Annotated in this window: 15 protein-coding genes; 5 read left to right on the top strand and 10 right to left on the bottom strand. The window is 30.0% G+C overall.

The window, feature by feature from the left end; genetic code table 11:
• Nucleotides 1–59: 59 nt before the first annotated feature.
• Nucleotides 60–1,895 (bottom strand): ABC transporter ATP-binding protein, encoded by a 1,836-nt coding sequence (locus LQE93_RS02695; RefSeq protein WP_231071859.1) that lies wholly within the window; start codon nt 1,893–1,895, stop codon nt 60–62.
• Nucleotides 1,888–4,158 (bottom strand): ABC transporter ATP-binding protein, encoded by a 2,271-nt coding sequence (locus tag LQE93_RS02690; protein ID WP_231071858.1) that lies wholly within the window; start codon nt 4,156–4,158, stop codon nt 1,888–1,890. Before LQE93_RS02690 ends, LQE93_RS02695 begins: the two co-directional genes overlap by 8 nt.
• A gap of 188 nt (nt 4,159–4,346) precedes the next feature.
• On the opposite strand from LQE93_RS02690, the gene LQE93_RS02685 reads away from it, so the two are divergent.
• Nucleotides 4,347–4,787, top strand: coding sequence for a MarR family winged helix-turn-helix transcriptional regulator (locus tag LQE93_RS02685; protein WP_055263956.1), 441 nt, complete (start codon nt 4,347–4,349; stop codon nt 4,785–4,787).
• Between the two features lie 55 nt (nt 4,788–4,842).
• Here LQE93_RS02685 and LQE93_RS02680 read toward each other — a convergent pair whose 3' ends face one another.
• Both LQE93_RS02680 and LQE93_RS02675 read right to left on the bottom strand, forming a co-directional pair.
• Nucleotides 4,843–5,532: a DUF4956 domain-containing protein gene (locus LQE93_RS02680; protein ID WP_231071856.1), complete on the bottom strand. Its 690-nt coding sequence runs from the start codon at nt 5,530–5,532 to the stop codon at nt 4,843–4,845.
• Nucleotides 5,526–6,278, bottom strand: a complete 753-nt coding sequence (locus LQE93_RS02675; protein WP_231071854.1) for a polyphosphate polymerase domain-containing protein — start codon at nt 6,276–6,278, stop codon at nt 5,526–5,528. Before LQE93_RS02675 ends, LQE93_RS02680 begins: the two co-directional genes overlap by 7 nt.
• A 289-nt stretch (nt 6,279–6,567) precedes the next feature.
• Between LQE93_RS02675 and LQE93_RS02670 the strand changes: the two genes are divergently transcribed.
• Complete coding sequence (locus LQE93_RS02670) at nt 6,568–8,436, top strand: carbohydrate-binding domain-containing protein (protein ID WP_231071853.1); 1,869 nt, start codon at nt 6,568–6,570, stop codon at nt 8,434–8,436.
• A gap of 240 nt (nt 8,437–8,676) precedes the next feature.
• Here LQE93_RS02670 and LQE93_RS02665 read toward each other — a convergent pair whose 3' ends face one another.
• Together LQE93_RS02665 and LQE93_RS02660 are read right to left on the bottom strand one after the other, a co-directional pair.
• Nucleotides 8,677–9,546: a tRNA 2-thiocytidine biosynthesis TtcA family protein gene (locus tag LQE93_RS02665; RefSeq protein WP_055263952.1), complete on the bottom strand. Its 870-nt coding sequence runs from the start codon at nt 9,544–9,546 to the stop codon at nt 8,677–8,679.
• A 255-nt stretch (nt 9,547–9,801) separates the two neighbouring features.
• A complete protein-coding gene (locus LQE93_RS02660; RefSeq protein ID WP_055263950.1) occupies nt 9,802–10,362 on the bottom strand; it encodes a hypothetical protein in 561 nt (186 codons plus the stop codon).
• A gap of 159 nt (nt 10,363–10,521) precedes the next feature.
• On the opposite strand from LQE93_RS02660, the gene LQE93_RS02655 reads away from it, so the two are divergent.
• On the top strand, nt 10,522–11,553 hold the full coding sequence (locus LQE93_RS02655) for a DUF3824 domain-containing protein (RefSeq protein ID WP_055263948.1): 1,032 nt from the start codon (nt 10,522–10,524) through the stop codon (nt 11,551–11,553).
• Between the two features lie 134 nt (nt 11,554–11,687).
• Here LQE93_RS02655 and LQE93_RS02650 read toward each other — a convergent pair whose 3' ends face one another.
• The 4 genes from LQE93_RS02650 to LQE93_RS02635 form a co-directional block, all read right to left on the bottom strand.
• Nucleotides 11,688–13,313 (bottom strand): Na/Pi cotransporter family protein, encoded by a 1,626-nt coding sequence (locus tag LQE93_RS02650; protein WP_055263946.1) that lies wholly within the window; start codon nt 13,311–13,313, stop codon nt 11,688–11,690.
• Between the two features lie 189 nt (nt 13,314–13,502).
• Entirely contained in the window at nt 13,503–13,640 is a 138-nt protein-coding gene (locus tag LQE93_RS02645) for a hypothetical protein (RefSeq protein WP_172675735.1), read from the bottom strand.
• 51 nt (nt 13,641–13,691) lie between these two features.
• Complete coding sequence (locus tag LQE93_RS02640) at nt 13,692–14,570, bottom strand: cation diffusion facilitator family transporter (RefSeq protein WP_055263944.1); 879 nt, start codon at nt 14,568–14,570, stop codon at nt 13,692–13,694.
• 136 nt (nt 14,571–14,706) lie between these two features.
• A complete protein-coding gene (locus LQE93_RS02635) occupies nt 14,707–15,078 on the bottom strand; it encodes a DUF2500 domain-containing protein (RefSeq protein WP_055263942.1) in 372 nt (123 codons plus the stop codon).
• A gap of 151 nt (nt 15,079–15,229) precedes the next feature.
• Between LQE93_RS02635 and LQE93_RS02630 the strand changes: the two genes are divergently transcribed.
• A complete protein-coding gene (locus LQE93_RS02630) occupies nt 15,230–15,766 on the top strand; it encodes a chromate transporter (RefSeq protein ID WP_055263940.1) in 537 nt (178 codons plus the stop codon).
• Nucleotides 15,763–16,344 (top strand): chromate transporter, encoded by a 582-nt coding sequence (locus tag LQE93_RS02625; protein WP_055263938.1) that lies wholly within the window; start codon nt 15,763–15,765, stop codon nt 16,342–16,344. Before LQE93_RS02630 ends, LQE93_RS02625 begins: the two co-directional genes overlap by 4 nt.
• The last annotated feature ends 127 nt before the right edge of the window (nt 16,345–16,471 follow it).

The raw sequence follows: 16,471 nt of genomic DNA, 5'->3' as shown, positions 1-16,471 counted from the left end.
CTCCCCTTTAGGGAGTTTCTCTATAATTTTACTGTTACTAAAGGAAACACGCTACTCACTTACGCTTCTACTTCTTCGAATTGGCTATTGTATAGATTTGCGTAGAATCCTTTCTTAGCTAATAACTCTTCGTGGTTTCCTTGCTCTACAATGTCTCCATCTTTCATAACAAGGATTAAGTCAGCATCTCTAATTGTAGATAATCTATGAGCAATTATAAAACTTGTTCTACCATGCATTAAATTATCCATAGCTTTTTGAATTAATACTTCTGTACGAGTATCAACTGAGCTTGTAGCTTCATCAAGTATTAATATCTTCGGATCTGCTAAAATAGCTCTAGCAATAGTCAATAATTGCTTTTGACCCTGTGATACGTTACTTGCTTCTTCATTAAGAACCATATTATATCCATCTGGTAATGTCTTAACAAATCTATGAACATGAGCAGCCTTAGCTGCTTCTATTACTTCCTCATCAGTAGCATCTAATTTACTATAACGGATATTTTCCATTATTGAACCATTAAATAGCCAAGTATCTTGAAGCACCATACCAAATAAACTTCTTAACTCTCCACGATTAAACTCTCTGATATCATGACCATCTATTAAAATTGCGCCATCATTTACGTCATAGAATCTCATTAACAATTTAACTATTGTAGTCTTACCAGCACCTGTAGGTCCAACTATAGCTACTCTTTGTCCTGGCTTAATCTTAGCATTAAAGTCATTTATTATAATCTTATCTTCATTATATCCAAAATGAACATGCTCAAAGTCAACTTCTCCTTCTATTTCTTCAGTTGAAACTGGAGATACAGGATCCTTAGTTTCTTCTTCTTCATCTAAGAATTCAAATACTCTTTCAGCAGCAGCTGCTGTTGATTGAAGTACATTTGCTATCTGAGCTGTTTGCGCTATTGGTTGGTTAAAACTTCTTATATATTGAATAAAAGCTTGAATATCTCCAACCTCTATTCTATTTTTAATAGTCAACCATCCACCTAATATAGAAACTACTACATATCCTAAATTACCAATAAAGCTCATAATAGGCATCATCATTCCTGATAAAAACTGAGATTTCCAAGCACTGTTATATAATTCTTCATTTAATTCGTCAAATTCTCTTATAGCACGTTCTTCTCCATTAAATGCTTTCATTATATTATGTCCTGAATATATTTCTTCTACCTGACCATTAACGCTACCTAAAAACTTTTGTTGGTCTTTAAAATATTTTTGTGACTTCTTAATTACTCCAACTATAAGCCCTACTGATAGTGGCATTATAAGAAGTGCTACTAATGTCATAGTTCCACTTATTGATAGCATCATTATAAGTACACCAATAAGAGTTGTTATAGAAGTTAATATTTGTGATAAGCTTTGATTTAAAGTTTGGCTTACTGTATCAACATCATTAGTAACTCTTGATAAAACTTCACCATGAGTCTTTGTATCAAAATACTTAAGTGGCATTCTATTAATCTTTTCAGATATATCTTTTCTCATATTATAAGATACTTTTTGAGATACACCTGTCATAATAAAGCTTTGTATAAATGAGAATAAAGCACTTATTAAGTATAAACCTAATAGTAAAAGTATTGTTCTACCTATAGAAGTAAAATCAATTCCTCCACCTGTTATTCCCTGAACCTTTTCCATAAGTCCTGTAAAAATCTCTGTTGTAACATTTCCTAATATCTTAGGTCCAACTATTGAAAATGTAGCTGACGCAACAGCAAATATAAATACAAATATTATAGATAAAGAATATGGCTTAAGATAACTTAAAAGCTTTTTCATTGTACCTTTAAAATCTTTAGCTTTTTCAACTTTTCTCATTCCATGTCCACCCATTGGACCTTTTTTATGATTACTCATTCTCTAGCTCCTCCTTTGAAAGTTGTGATAAAGCTATTTGCTTGTAAACTTCACAGTTTTTCATAAGCTCGCTATGAGTTCCTTTTCCTACTACTTTTCCTTCATCAAGTACAATAATTTGTTCTGCATTCATAATTGTACTAATTCTTTGTGCAACTATAAGCATTGTACTTCCAGATATCTCACTCTTAAGAGCTTTTCTTAAAGTTGCATCAGTTTTAAAGTCTAGAGCTGAAAAACTATCGTCAAATATAAATATTTCTGGACTCTTAGCTAGAGCACGAGCAATAGATAATCTTTGTTTTTGCCCACCTGAAACGTTAGTACCACCTTGAGCTATTTCAGTTTCAAATCCTTTTTCTTTGCTTGAAATAAACTCCATAGCTTGTGCAATATTTGCAGCTTTAACCATTCCCTCTTCAGATAAATTTTCATCCCCATACTTTAAGTTGCTTTCTATAGTTCCAGAGAAAAGCATTCCTTTTTGAGGGACATATCCAATTTTGTCTCTTAAATCATGTTGACTTACTTCTTTTATATTTGTTCCATCAATAAGTATTTCACCTTCAGTTGCATCATAGAAACGAGGTATTAGATTAATAAGAGTTGATTTACCACTTCCTGTACTTCCTATAAAAGCAGTAGTTTCTCCTGGCTTTGCAATAAAACTTATATTTTCTAATACATTTTCTTCTGCACCTGGATATCTGAAGCTTACATTCTTAAATTCTACTATACCTTTTTGATCTTCATTAAAGCTCTTAGGATTTTCTATATCCTTAATAGAAACATCTGCTGATAATACTTCTGCTATACGTTGTACTGATGCAGCAGCTCTTGGTAGGATAACTGAAATCATAGAAATCATTAAAAATGCCATTATAATTTGCATTGTATATTGAATAAATGCCATCATATCTCCAACTTGAAGCAATCCATCATTTATTCTATGAGCTCCTATCCATACTATTAATAATGAAATAGAATTCATTATCAACATCATAATTGGCATCATCATAGATGTAATTCTAGTAACAAAAAGATTTGTTTTTGTTAAGTCTCTATTTGCATTATCAAATTTCTTTTCCTCGTACTTTTGAGTACTAAACGCTCTAATTACAAGCATACCAGTTAAAGATTCTCTAGTTACAAGGTTAACTTTATCTACAAGTTTTTGAACAACCTTAAACTTAGGCATAGCTAATCCAAATAAAACTGAAACTACTGTTAATAGTGATAAAACAGCTATTCCAATAATCCAACCCATATTAGTTCTAGTTCCAATAACCTTTAAAATTCCTCCTGCTCCTAATATAGGTGCATAAAATACAACTCTTATTAGCATTACTACAAGCGTTTGTATCTGTTGAATATCATTAGTACTTCTTGTAATAAGTGATGCTGTTGAGAAATGGTCAAATTCATTATTTGAGAATCCAACAACACTTGTAAATACATCTTTTCTTAAATTTTTTCCTAATGCTGCTGCAATTCTAGCTGCTATAAATCCTACTATAACTGTAGCTATCATACTGATTAATGCTATTCCTAACATCTTAGCTCCAGCTATAATAATGTAGTTTGATTGTAATTTATCTGTATTTATTCCTATAGCATTATATTCAGATTTTATATATGTAGTTGCTGCTTGAGTAATCATGCTATCTGATACAGCTGACATCTTTTCATCAACTTGAGACAACATACTATCTAATTGTTCTTTAGGCATCATTGATAACATTTGAAATACATCTGTTCCTTCAGGCATCTGGCTTAATGCTCCAGTAATCTGATTTGAATCTGTATTATTTCCTGCCATATTATTAAGCATAGATTCATTTCCTTGGTTTTCAAACATCATAGTTACCATTATAGCTTTTCCCATAACAGTATTTAAATTTTTTATATCCTCTTTATTCTTTGTATCTAACTTATAAAGATTTTCATTTGCTAACTCAGGATATTTTTTTACATACTTATCATATTCATCTACTGATAAAGTACTTTTATCTAATAAATTATAGCTATCCTTAACTAAACTTTTATCTTCATCTTTAATGAAAATTAATAATTTATCAAATTCAGAAGCTCTTATTATTTCTGGTACTGCATTGTCTACCCCACCTTGTTGAATACCAACATTAACTATATTACTCATATAATCTGGAAGAGAAAGATCACAGATAGCTTGAACAAAAAGCAATACAAAAGAAATAAATATTGCTCCAACAAAAGGCTTTAAGTGCTTTATAATCTTCTTCATTTACTCTATCTCCTTTACAAACTATTTTTTAACATAAAATAATTATATTTTTATAACTATTATATGTCAATAACTTTTATGGAAATATAATTATATTTTTATAATAGTTATATTTCTATAACTATTTTCTTGTATATTTTTATCAATTGAATTATAATAATACTAAAGAATTCTCTAAGGAGGCAAAAATGGATAACACTAATTTAAATAATATTTCAAATGATTTATATATGTTACTATTATCTCTAAATAAAAGGATATTTAACCATGAAGAAATGTTGAAAAACTGTAACTTACCACCATCTCATGTAAAAGCTCTATTTTATTTAATTCATAATGGACCTCGCGCTATATCTCAAATTGGAAATGATTTATCTATATCTAAACCTAATATGACACCTATTATTGATAAGTTAGTTAGTGAAGGTTTAATAAATAGATTCCAAGACCCTAATGATAGAAGAGTTATACGAATTCAGGCTACTGAGGCAGCTTGTAACTTTTTAAAGGAACGAGAACAAAGAGTAAAATCTAACTTAATAAAAAAAATATCACCTTTGTCTGATGATGATTTAAAAGAATTAGAAGAGTCAGTTAAAAAAATGCAAAAAATATTGCTTAAAATTTAAAAAGCTAGTGCTGCATTTATAAGCAGCCCTAGCTCTTTATAATATAAAACTTTACTTATGAATATACTCTCTCATCCACAAAATCACTTGTAAGAGATATGTTAAGATTTCCATTACGACATCTTAATTCGTCTATAAACTTTTTAGTATCACATTCTTGTTTAACATTAAGCTTATATCTTAATTCAAATAAAGCTCCAAAATCTCTTGTTCTAACTCTAGATAAATTCCAACTAATTGTATATTTATTTAATATTTCATCAAAAATCCCTTCATAATTTAAATTTTCAGGAACAGTAATTTTTAGTTCTAATGCTTTACTTTTTGGAACTGCAAATTTTGTTACTTCTATAATAATCATTAATAGACAAAGAATTATTGTGAATATTACAGCATATCCTATGAAGCCCATTCCAGTTGCAAGCCCAACTGCTAGAGTAAAAAATACATATGATAAATCCTTTGGATCTCCAGGTGCACTTCTAAAACGTATAATTGAAAATGCTCCAGCTAAACTAAATGCTCTTGCTACATTGTTTCCAACTAAAAGAATTATAATAGCAATTATTACTGGAAGCATTATTAATGTAACTGTGAAGCTTGGTACATATCCTTCTTTTTTATGTGTTTTTATATAGGTTAGACTAATAACTAACCCTAATACTATAGCCGTGGCTATTACTATTAGAACATTGTTTAGTGTAAATGTTCCACTGTTGATTGATGTCATTAATTTTTCTAACATATTTTCTCTCTCCTTCTTAGATCACTATTTTGTCTTTCTAAAGTATATTTAACATACTCATCTCCATATTTTGAAAAATGCGTATTATATATCTCTAATTCTGAAAGTATATTGGCAAACCATAATGGCATTGCACCTAATATTTTCACTTCCATCAAATACATATTATCCTCTAATAATTCATTACCATAACTTCCACTTTCTAATGATAAATCATCTCTTCTAGCCATAATCTCTGAATCAAAGGTAACTCTAAAATCCCTATCTTCTTTTCCAAAAAGAGCTTTTCTACTATAACCTATATATACCTTGGGATATACTGGATTGTTTTTTAGATAATATTCTATTTCATTTAAAACTTGATTATTTATATAATCCTCTGTCTGAGGTCTCTTTCCTGATTCTAAGAAGTCATATGCTACTCCTAATGTCATTACTACTCTTCTTTTATTAACTATTCCATTTATTTTCTTTTTAAGTTCTAAAAACACCTTATCTTCTAAAGTTTTTGGGGTTCTATAACTTCTTAACCTAAGTTTCTCTTTATAATAAGGCTTATAAATCGAATGTCTTATTACATCATCGTTTTCAGTATCATAATATAAATTATAAATGCTATAATTCCTTCCATCTTTGCAATACTCATCATAATCCATATATTTAAGTAATATCGGAATCAAATTATCATATTGTTCTTTATTTATTAAAAATTTTTTTTCATATCTTTTAAATGATTTTATTGCCATACCACGTAGTCTCCTTTCGTTTAATAGTTCATTTGCTTTTATTATAAGAACGAAACCTTAACCGAAGCTTAACTTAAAAATATTTTTTTAACTTTCACTTAATAAAAGGATTTTATCTGTTAAGGTTTCTTTAAGGTTAATTTTTTATAATTTAAGTATTAAATAATTATTACCTCTGAAACATATTGCTTATTTTAAGTTTCAGAAATAACTTCAATTATTTAAATGTAAATTAAATAATTTCATTTAAAAGAAATTATTTATTAAACTTATTTTGGAGGAAAATATTATGAAAAGAAAATTTATTGCAATGCTTACAGTAACAGCACTATGTTTAACAATAGTTTCCTGTTCACAAAGTGCTACATCTAATAATACCGAAACTTCTAACACTATAACTTCAACAGTAGCTACTACTGATACTTCAGATGAAATGGGGCCAGTAGATGCAACTATTACTTTAGGAAATAGTATCTCAGTTGATGGAACTGGTGCCACTGTATCTAATAATAAAGTTACAATAACAGCTGGAGGTACTTATTCTATCAATGGAAGCTTAAGCGATGGACAAATAATAGTTGACAGTCCTGATTTAAATAATGTTTATCTTGTGCTTAATAATGTAGATTTAACTTGTACCAATAGTGCCCCAATATATGTAAAGGTTGCTGAAAATGCAATAATCGTTTTACCTGAAGGTACTACAAATACTATAACTGATGGAGAAAATTATGTTCTTCAAGATGCGACTTCAGATGAGCCTAATTCTGCAATATTCAGTAAAGATGATTTAACAATAAAGGGCGAAGGTTCTTTAACGGTAAATGCTAATTATAATGACGGAATAACAAGTAAAGACGACTTAAAAATCACTGGTGGAAATATAACTGTTAATTCTGCAGATGATGGGATTAGAGGTAAAGATTCTATTACTATTAAAGGTGGAAATATAATTGTCAACGCTCAAGGCGATGGATTAAAATCTACTAATACAGAAGATACGACAAAAGGCTATATATCAATAGAGTCTGGAACATTAAATATAACTGCAGGTTGTGATGGAATTCAGGCTGAGAGCAATGTAACAGTATTAGATGGTAATATTACAATATCTTCAGGTGGTGGAAGTGCTAATGCTAGTACTAAAACTAATAATGATAGGATGAATCCATGGGGACAATGGGGTGCTACAACTTCAAGCTCAGATACTGAGTCTTCATCAAGTGCTAAAGGTATCAAAGCAGTAACTAATATTACTATAGATGGAGGAAATATTACTATAGATTCTTCTGATGATTCAATCCATAGTAATGATAGCATTACTATAAATGGAGGAGATATAATTTTAGCTTCAGGTGATGATGGTATACATTCTGATACATTACTTGATATTAATGGTGGAAATATAGATATATCAAAATCTTATGAAGGTATTGAAAGTTCTACTATAAATATAAATGATGGTAATATCAGACTAGTAGCTAGCGATGACGGCTTAAATGCTGCTGGTGGAAATGATGGCTCTTCAACTAATGGTAGACCAGGACAAAACGGATTCAGTTCTTCTACTGGTGTAATAAATATAACTGGTGGATATCTGTATGTAGATGCTGCTGGAGATGGTGTTGACTCTAACGGTTCAATTGAAATGTCTGGTGGAACTGTTATTATTAATGGTCCTGAAAATAGTGGAAATGGTGCTTTAGATTATGATACTACATTTAATATAACTGGTGGAACATTTATAGCTGCTGGAAGCTCTGGTATGGCTCAATCTCCAAGTTCATCTTCTACTCAAGCTTCTATTAATATATTCACAAACGGAACAGCTAATACTTTAGTTAATGTAACTGATGAATCTGGAAATGAGATTATCACCTTTGCACCATCAAAAACATTTAGTTCTATAATAATCTCTACTCCTGAACTTCAAACTGGAAATACTTACACAGTTTCTACTGGTGGAAATTATAGCTTAGAAGATATTGATGGACTATATGAAAATGGAAATTATAGTGGTGGTTCAAAGCTTACAAATTTCACTCTATCTAGCTCTGTTATGAGTGTCACTTCATCTGGTGCTTCAGAAGGAGGAAGCATGAATGGTGGAATGCCTGGTGGCGGAGGTATGGGTGGAAACCGTACCCCAAGACCATAAAAAAAGTGCGCACTAAGTGCGCAAGTTAAAAGTCGACTTCGTCGAAGTGAAAAGGCTACTACGTAGAAGAGAAAATTTAACTATGTTAAGGTGAAAACGCTACTGTAGTAGCAGAAAAAGTATTTCATCTCGTTAGAGATATTTCCCCCTATTGCCATAGGCAATGTTTTCCCCTGAACTTTAGTTGACTTTTCCCCTTTGACGAAGTCAAACTTTTCACCAAAGTGCTTCGCACTTTATTTATTCTTCTCCGTCATATATATCTAAAAACGAATACTTCTCTCCATCTTTTTCCCATCCTAAGATAGAGTTCATATTTACGTTAGCTGCTGCTTTAAATATAGATTTATCTACATCATTAAAGTTTTCTTTTAGCTTAGCTATAAGATCTTTAATTTCATGTCTCTTATTTCCAACCTTTTTAGCTGCAACCATACATGCACAGTTTAATGGCCAAAGTCCTGTATATCTTATAAATCTCTTTATATATTCTTCTTCAACATAGTAAAGAGGTCTTATAAGTTCCATATCTGGGAAATTATCAGCCTTTAATTTAGGTAGCATTGTCTTAAAGTTTCCAGCATAAAGCACATTTAACATAGTAGTTTCAATTACATCATTATAATGATGTCCTAAAGCAAGCTTATTACATCCCATTTCTCTAGCCTTTGCATATAAAGAACCTCTTCTCATTCTTGCACAAAGGTAGCATGGATATTCCTTAGCCTTTTCATCTATTATGTCAAATATCTTAGTCTCATAAATATTAACTGGAATATTTAAATGCTTACAGTTTTCCTCTAATAATTCTCTTATTTGTGGATGGTATCCTGGATCCATAGCTATAAACTCTAAATCAAATTTAACTTGACTATGTTTATGAAGCTCTTGGAATAACTTTGCCATAAGTAAAGAGTCTTTCCCTCCTGATATAGCAACAGCTATTTTATCACCATCTTCTACAAGATTATAGTCTTTTATTGCCTTTATAAACTTAGACCAAATTCCTTTTCTATATCTTTTAATAATACTTCTCTCAATCTCCTCAAGAGATTTTCTTTCTTCCTCAGGTATTATTCTTTCACAACCACTTCCAGCAATACCGCTCATCTAATCACCTCATAAGTATATTTTCATTTTATCTTAAAATAAAGTAATCTCTTTTAAGTAAAGTTATAAATATCAAACTTAACTAAAAGTCAAAATCTTAGATTTTGTAACTTGAAGTTACACTGAGTGCATTCCTTCAAAGAAGGAGTTTACTTTAGTCATAACAATTTTACTCTAATTGCAATATAAAATCAACTTAATATACTTCAATCACTATTTATATAAAAGCTGACTTATTTATTTCTATCAAATAAACTATCTATACTTTATTTGATCTAAACCTTCAATATGTTGAAAATTTTTATTTTCTTCTCCGTTATATAAAAATCTTACCCCATCTATCCATTTACCATCATACTCTGGTTGAAGCATAGTTGTTTGTAATGTATAACAAGTCCAACTTCCACCTGCTGACCCTTGAAAGAAATTCTTAGCCCAACTAGGTTCTGAATATTTAGTCCAGTCTGATTCATTTAAATTTTCTTCATTCTCTTTTAGATTAAATGTAGCTATAATTTTACCATCTATCTCTTCAATACCTATAAGCTCTATTGGCAACATTTTAAACTCACTATCTGACAACTTACTTGCAATTATCTTCAATCTTTTTTCTATAGTATCTACATCTTTATAAAAGCCAAACTCTTCAACTATTATCTCTTTATCAGTATTTATATCTTTAGAATAAATTTTAAATTTTCCAATGGTCTCAGGATCAATCTCATTTTTTCCTAAAGACGATATTCCAGACATAGCAAAAAATAAAATAACAATAATTATAGTAATCCCTATAAACTCTCTAATACTTCTTTCCATCTCAAATCCCTCTTTCATAAAATCTTATTATATAATTTTATCATATACAGTTTCATAGTAATATTTAATTTTTATTAACCTATATATAGAGTTCAATTTTGTCACAAAACCCTCTCTATTTAATATAATAACTATGGATAAATTTATTAGGAGTCTGCAATGAAAGAAGATAGAAAATACTATGAATCCAAAGATGATAACTCTGATTATATAAACTTCGAGTTTACTCTTGTTCCATATGAAGAGGAATATAGACAAGGTCCTCCTTTTTTCCCAATGCCAAACATACCTTTTTTCCCGGGAAATACACCCCCTCCACCTGGTTCTCCTGTAAATTCTGGTGGTCCACAGGGTGGTCCTCCAAATTATATACCTAGTAAAAATGATAAAGGAGTTCAAAAATTATCCGGTTCTGGAGATAAAAAAGGGGAAAAAGACGGATTATCTACCAAAGCTGTCAGTCCAGGTTCTATAAGTTTTTGTCTTTATAAATTCACATATATCTGGGAAACTAATGGTAGAAGTTATTGGTGTTATTTATTAAATGTTGATAGTCGTTCTGTATCAGGATTTAGATGGCTAGGTCGAAGTTGGGTATATTTCGGTGTTGATTTAAGAAGAATAGATTCATTTATTTGTTATAGAGCAGAAGAAAATTATAATTACGAAACTTCCGATTTAACTAGAGGCTCAGAAGTTGAATATGAAGCAACCAAGCAAGAATTTTCTTTATCTGATGTACGAGAAATTTACAGTAAGACTCTAGCATATATTGATATTCCTGAAACTAAAGACGATTATTTAGTTGAGACAATTGGTGTAGTTGAGGGCAATAGTGTTCAAAGTAAAATTCCTTGTAAAAAAACAAGGGTAACATCTTATAGAATAGTACTTGAAGTATCTTATCCTTCTGATTTTGATGAGTCAATAAAAGAAAGTATAAATAATATAGTTGACGAATGTTCTGAAGCTGCTGTTGATACATTAAATATGATGAGAGAGAAGGATAAGTATCTTAATCCATTAGAGTTATTTAATACAGCTTTAAAGGCAATTCCTACTGCTTTAAAGGCTTTCTCTGCTAAATTCTCAGTGTGTATCAAAAAAATTCCTGGCTATTCAGAAATATCTAAATATATTAAATATACTATAAGACGAGAAAAAAACTCTGATAGGTGGAGAACTCTTTAGTTAAGAGTTAAAAGAGAAAAGCTAATATCTATTTTTCATAAAAAATTCTCTTACTTTTAAATTTATATTTCTAAGTAAATTAAAAGAAACCGCCTCACAGCGGTTTCTTCATTAACTCTTAACTATTAATTAAATTAAGCGTGTAATCTATTATTGTGTACTTCCTTAGCTGTTGCTATATTATTTGCATGATCTCCTATTCTTTCAAGGTTAGATAAAAGGTCAAATAACATTACTCCAGCATCAGCCATACATCTCTTACTATTTAATCTCTTAATATTATTGCTTCTAAATTTCTTTTCTAATGAATCTATTCTATCTTCAACTTTATCGATAATTGAATTATGTTCTGTTGATTCATTTTCATAACTACTTATCGCAATCTCTAACGCATCTAATGTTGCTTTATAGATTTCTTCTAACTCTTCTAATGCATCATCAGTAATTTCAATATTCTTCTTTACTCTAGCCGAAGCAAGCTCAACAATATTTTCACAGTGATCCCCTATTCTCTCTATATCATTAATAGAGTGATAAGCTTCACTTAATAATTTAGCATTTTCCTCTGGTAAATTATGTTGAGATAACTCTACTAAATACTCAGTAATCTCTTTTTCTAATATATTAATTAAATTCTCATTTTCATAAACTTTGTTTATATCTTCTTCGTTACCTTCAAAGAACGCCTTCATAGCTAATTTAAAGTTATCTTTTGCTATATCAGCCATTCTTACAGTTTCTTTAACAACTTGTCCACTAGCAACAACCGGAGTCTCTAATAACTTTTTGTCTAGGTAAATAGCTCCTTCTTTTTCTTCATCTTCTTTATCAGGTAATATACGATTTACAAATTTAACTACATACCCTGCAATAGGTAACATTATAATCGTTATAGATAAATTAAATATAGTATGTGCATTAGCTACTTGTCTACCAACATTGTCTGGTGTCATATAACCAACTAGTTTTACTACTTGTGATGCAAAAGGTAGGAATATTATAGTTCCTAAAATCTTAAATGTTAAATGTAATAGAGCTGCCTTCTTAGCTGTTCTATTAGCTGTTATCGCTGCCATCATAGAAGTTACACAAGTCCCTATATTACAACCTAACACAACTGGGAAAGCTAATTTCATATCGATAGTTCCAGCTGCTGCTAAAGCAACTAATATACCTGTTGTAGCAGATGAACTTTGTAATATCGCCGTCATTATTACTCCGACAAGTACTCCTAATAACGGATTACTTCCCATTATAACTATGAACTCTTCAAATATAGGTAGCTTAGATACAGGTTTCATAGCTCCTGACATCATCCCCATACCCATGAATAATATACCAAACCCTAAAAGTATGTACGCTAAATCTTTAGTTTTCTTCTTCTTAGCTGCAAGCATTATTACTGCTCCAACACCTATAAATATTGGTGCTATAGCATCTAACTTAAAGCTTACCATTTGAGCAGTGATAGTTGTCCCAACATTTGCTCCTAAAATTACACCTGTAGCTTGCATTAATGACATTAAACCAGCATTAACGAAACTTACAACCATAACTGTAGTTGCGCTTGAGCTTTGAATTATAGCTGTAACAACAGTACCTACAAAAACACCCATAAGTCTATTGCTTGTTATTTTTTCTAGGATGCTTTTTAGCTTGTCCCCAGCCATATTCTCAAGGCCATCTCCCATTAGCTTCATTCCATATAGAAATAAACCTAAACCTCCAAAAATTCCTGTAAAAATTTCAAAATTACTCATATTTAATTATTATTCCTCTCGATAATTAATAATTTTTTACAAGTATATAATACCATTATATACACTAGTTAAACAATGCTTTTTTATGTAAACTTTTCATTTTACAGATTTTTTATATCTTCTATCTATCATTAAATGTTAAAAATATATTAAAAAGATTTAACATAATAAACTATTGTTTACTAAAGCTCAACAGTTATGGTTCATCTCATGAAAGTAATGCACAAACCACGTAGAAGTGATAGATTCATTATGTAATGGTGATGGTTGCTTCGCCAAATCCATAACCTGGGTCCAAAGCTTCCCAATAACCTTTGACGAAGTCAAACCATAACCTCAGCGTAAACTGACTATAATCTTGTAAACTTATCTAGTAAATCATTTAAATGGTTCTACATGAATTATTGTTTCAATAACCCTCTCATCTTTTTTCTTTATTACTTTATCGATATTATGAACAAGAGAGTGAACTTCACTTACTTGTAAATCAGGATTTACCTTTATGTGCATATCCAGAAAAATATAATCTTTTCCACCTCTTGATCTTATATTATGAACATCTTTAACATTGTTGAAGCTCTTCATAACCACATCTCTAACTTTCTCTTCATCCAAAATTTTACTATCTATAAGCACATTATAAGCATCCTTAAATATCTCGTAGGCAGCATATAAAATAAAGCAAGCAACAATAATTGATACAAAAACATCTATTATTGGAGGTACCCCCATTTTTATACATATCAAAGTAGTTAAAACTCCAATAGATACAAAAATATCGCTTTTAGTGTGAATTGAATCTGCTATTAAGAAAGAGCTATTATATTTTTTACCTTGCTTGTTTTCATAATAAGCCACAAAAATATTAATACACAAAGTTGATAATAATATTAAAATGCTTTCTAAACTAACTGTAATTTCTGTCTGATTAAAAAACTTCTGTATTGACTGTACCACTATATTATAAGTAAGAAATACTAGCATTCCTCCAATTATTAAACTAGCCATTGTTTCTATTTTTTTGTGACCATATGGGTGCTCATTATCTATTGGTTTTGAAGCTAAAGTTATACTTATTAATCCAACAATATTTGATGCCCCATCAGAAAAGGAGTGAAAACCATCTGCCGATAAACTTAAGCTCTTAGTTATATAACCAATAATTATCTTTGCTACCGATACTGCAAAATTTGCTATCAATATTATTATTAGTACTTTTTTTATCATATGATACTTATTTTCTTTTCCTTCCACCATAGTAATATCCCCTTTTTAGTACTTCTTTAATATTATATTGATATTTTCAAACAAAGTTCTCATTTTTACTATGATAATAATTATCATTAAGTATATATGATAAATAAAAAAGAAACTACGTTATGTAGCTTCTTTTTTAATATCTATTCTCTCTTTCAAAACTAATAAATCTTGTTCCTTGAAAAGATAAAATCCCCTTATCTCCTTCAGCCATTAATCCATATTCCTTACCTGATACTTTTAGCTCAAGTCTTTCACCATTATCAAATTGAAAAGTTGTATAATATGTTGTACTTCTTGAGGTAGTATGTGTCTCTCCATGATGGTGATGAGATACATTAATCCTCTTTGAGATAATAGTTGAAGCTACTGGTATAATTGGTTGTTTATTATTATTACTCCATTCTTTTATATTGCTAACTATTATAAAAATAAACATTGCAAAAAATACTATAAAAAATATTGGAAATATAAATGACATTATATTAAACATTCCCATTTCAAACATGATGTCGCCCCCTTAAATAATTCATAATTTATTAATATTTAAATATATAAAAAAAAGTGCTATTATAATTTAGTATATCTTTATTATACCATCTAAGTATAAAAACTTGGTAATATAATCAAGTATTTTTAAATAAGGAGAATTATAAATAATGAAACAATTATTAGATTTATTCTTCACATTTGCTAGGATTGGTGGGCTTACCTTTGGTGGTGGTTATGCAATGCTACCAATTTTGCAACGTGAGGTAGTAGAAAAAAGAAAATGGGTAACTAATGAAGAAATAATGGATTATTATGCTATTGGCCAATGCACTCCTGGAATAATTGCAGTTAATACAGCTACCTTTATAGGACAAAAATGTGCTGGTAATATCGGAGGTATTGTAGCTACACTTGGAGTTGTTTTTCCTTCTTTAATAATAATCACTCTAATCGCAGCATTTCTTCAAAACTTCGCTGATTTAGCCATTGTTAAAAATGCTTTTGCCGGAATACGTATATGTGTAAGTGTACTTATTATCAATGCTGTAATTAAGCTTTGGAAAAGTTCTGTTATAGATATAGCTACAACAATAATTTTCTTTATAATTTTTATTGCAGCTATTTTTACAAATTTATCACCTATAGTATTTGTCCTTTTCGCTGGTATAGCTGGAGTAATACTTAAATGGAGGGAAAATAAATGATTTATTTAATGCTTTTTTATGAATTCTTTAAGACGGGCCTTTTTGCCGTTGGTGGTGGTATGGCTACTCTTCCATTTTTAGATGCTATGGCTTTAAAAACTGGTTGGTTTACGCAAGCTCAACTTGTAGATATGATAGCAGTATCTGAATCAACTCCTGGACCAATCGGTGTAAATATGGCTACATATGTTGGTTTTACTTCTGCAGGACCTCTTGGTTCTGTAATAGCTACTTTAGGACTTATAGCTCCATCTATAATAGTAATTCTTATTATAGCTAAGTTCTTATCTAAGTTTAAAGATAGCCATATAGTTAAATCAATATTTTACTCTTTAAGACCAACTTCTACAGCATTAATAGCTGCTGCTGGTGTACCTGTAATAATGCTATCATTAACAAATTCTGATAAATTTAAAGCTACTGGCTCAATATTAGACCTATTTAATTTTGGAGCAATTTTACTAGCTATAATACTTTTTATACTTACTAATAAAATAAAAGCTACAAAAAAACTACATCCAGTAGTATTTATTGCAGCTTCAGCAGTTATTGGAATTATTTTTTCAATGGCAGGATAAAAAAAGGAGCTGTCTCTGAAATGATTTTTAAAATCATTTCAGTAGACGGTCTTTTTATTTTTTATTCATATATTTATATGAAATTATTTCTAAATGAACAAGTTTTTTGACACGACAAATAGGAGGT

The organism is Clostridium sp. NSJ-145, from assembly GCF_021044725.1.
Lineage (GTDB): Bacteria > Bacillota > Clostridia > Clostridiales > Clostridiaceae > Clostridium > Clostridium disporicum_B.
This window is presented reverse-complemented; position numbering and strand designations above follow the sequence as displayed.

Excerpts from the sequence above, each read along its gene's own strand:
- LQE93_RS02650 (WP_055263946.1), bottom strand. The coding sequence starts at position 13,313 with ATGAGTAATTTTGAAATTTTTACAGGAATTTTTGGAGGTTTAGGTTTA.
- LQE93_RS02665 (WP_055263952.1), bottom strand. The coding sequence starts at position 9,546 with ATGAGCGGTATTGCTGGAAGTGGTTGTGAAAGAATAATACCTGAGGAA.
- LQE93_RS02660 (WP_055263950.1), bottom strand. The coding sequence starts at position 10,362 with ATGGAAAGAAGTATTAGAGAGTTTATAGGGATTACTATAATTATTGTT.
- LQE93_RS02635 (WP_055263942.1), bottom strand. The coding sequence starts at position 15,078 with ATGTTTGAAATGGGAATGTTTAATATAATGTCATTTATATTTCCAATA.
- LQE93_RS02670 (WP_231071853.1), top strand. The coding sequence starts at position 6,568 with ATGAAAAGAAAATTTATTGCAATGCTTACAGTAACAGCACTATGTTTA.
- LQE93_RS02695 (WP_231071859.1), bottom strand. The coding sequence starts at position 1,895 with ATGAGTAATCATAAAAAAGGTCCAATGGGTGGACATGGAATGAGAAAA.
- LQE93_RS02690 (WP_231071858.1), bottom strand. The coding sequence starts at position 4,158 with ATGAAGAAGATTATAAAGCACTTAAAGCCTTTTGTTGGAGCAATATTT.
- LQE93_RS02675 (WP_231071854.1), bottom strand. The coding sequence starts at position 6,278 with ATGGCAATAAAATCATTTAAAAGATATGAAAAAAAATTTTTAATAAAT.
- LQE93_RS02625 (WP_055263938.1), top strand. The coding sequence starts at position 15,763 with ATGATTTATTTAATGCTTTTTTATGAATTCTTTAAGACGGGCCTTTTT.
- LQE93_RS02680 (WP_231071856.1), bottom strand. The coding sequence starts at position 5,532 with ATGTTAGAAAAATTAATGACATCAATCAACAGTGGAACATTTACACTA.
- LQE93_RS02655 (WP_055263948.1), top strand. The coding sequence starts at position 10,522 with ATGAAAGAAGATAGAAAATACTATGAATCCAAAGATGATAACTCTGAT.
- LQE93_RS02685 (WP_055263956.1), top strand. The coding sequence starts at position 4,347 with ATGGATAACACTAATTTAAATAATATTTCAAATGATTTATATATGTTA.
- LQE93_RS02630 (WP_055263940.1), top strand. The coding sequence starts at position 15,230 with ATGAAACAATTATTAGATTTATTCTTCACATTTGCTAGGATTGGTGGG.
- LQE93_RS02640 (WP_055263944.1), bottom strand. The coding sequence starts at position 14,570 with ATGGTGGAAGGAAAAGAAAATAAGTATCATATGATAAAAAAAGTACTA.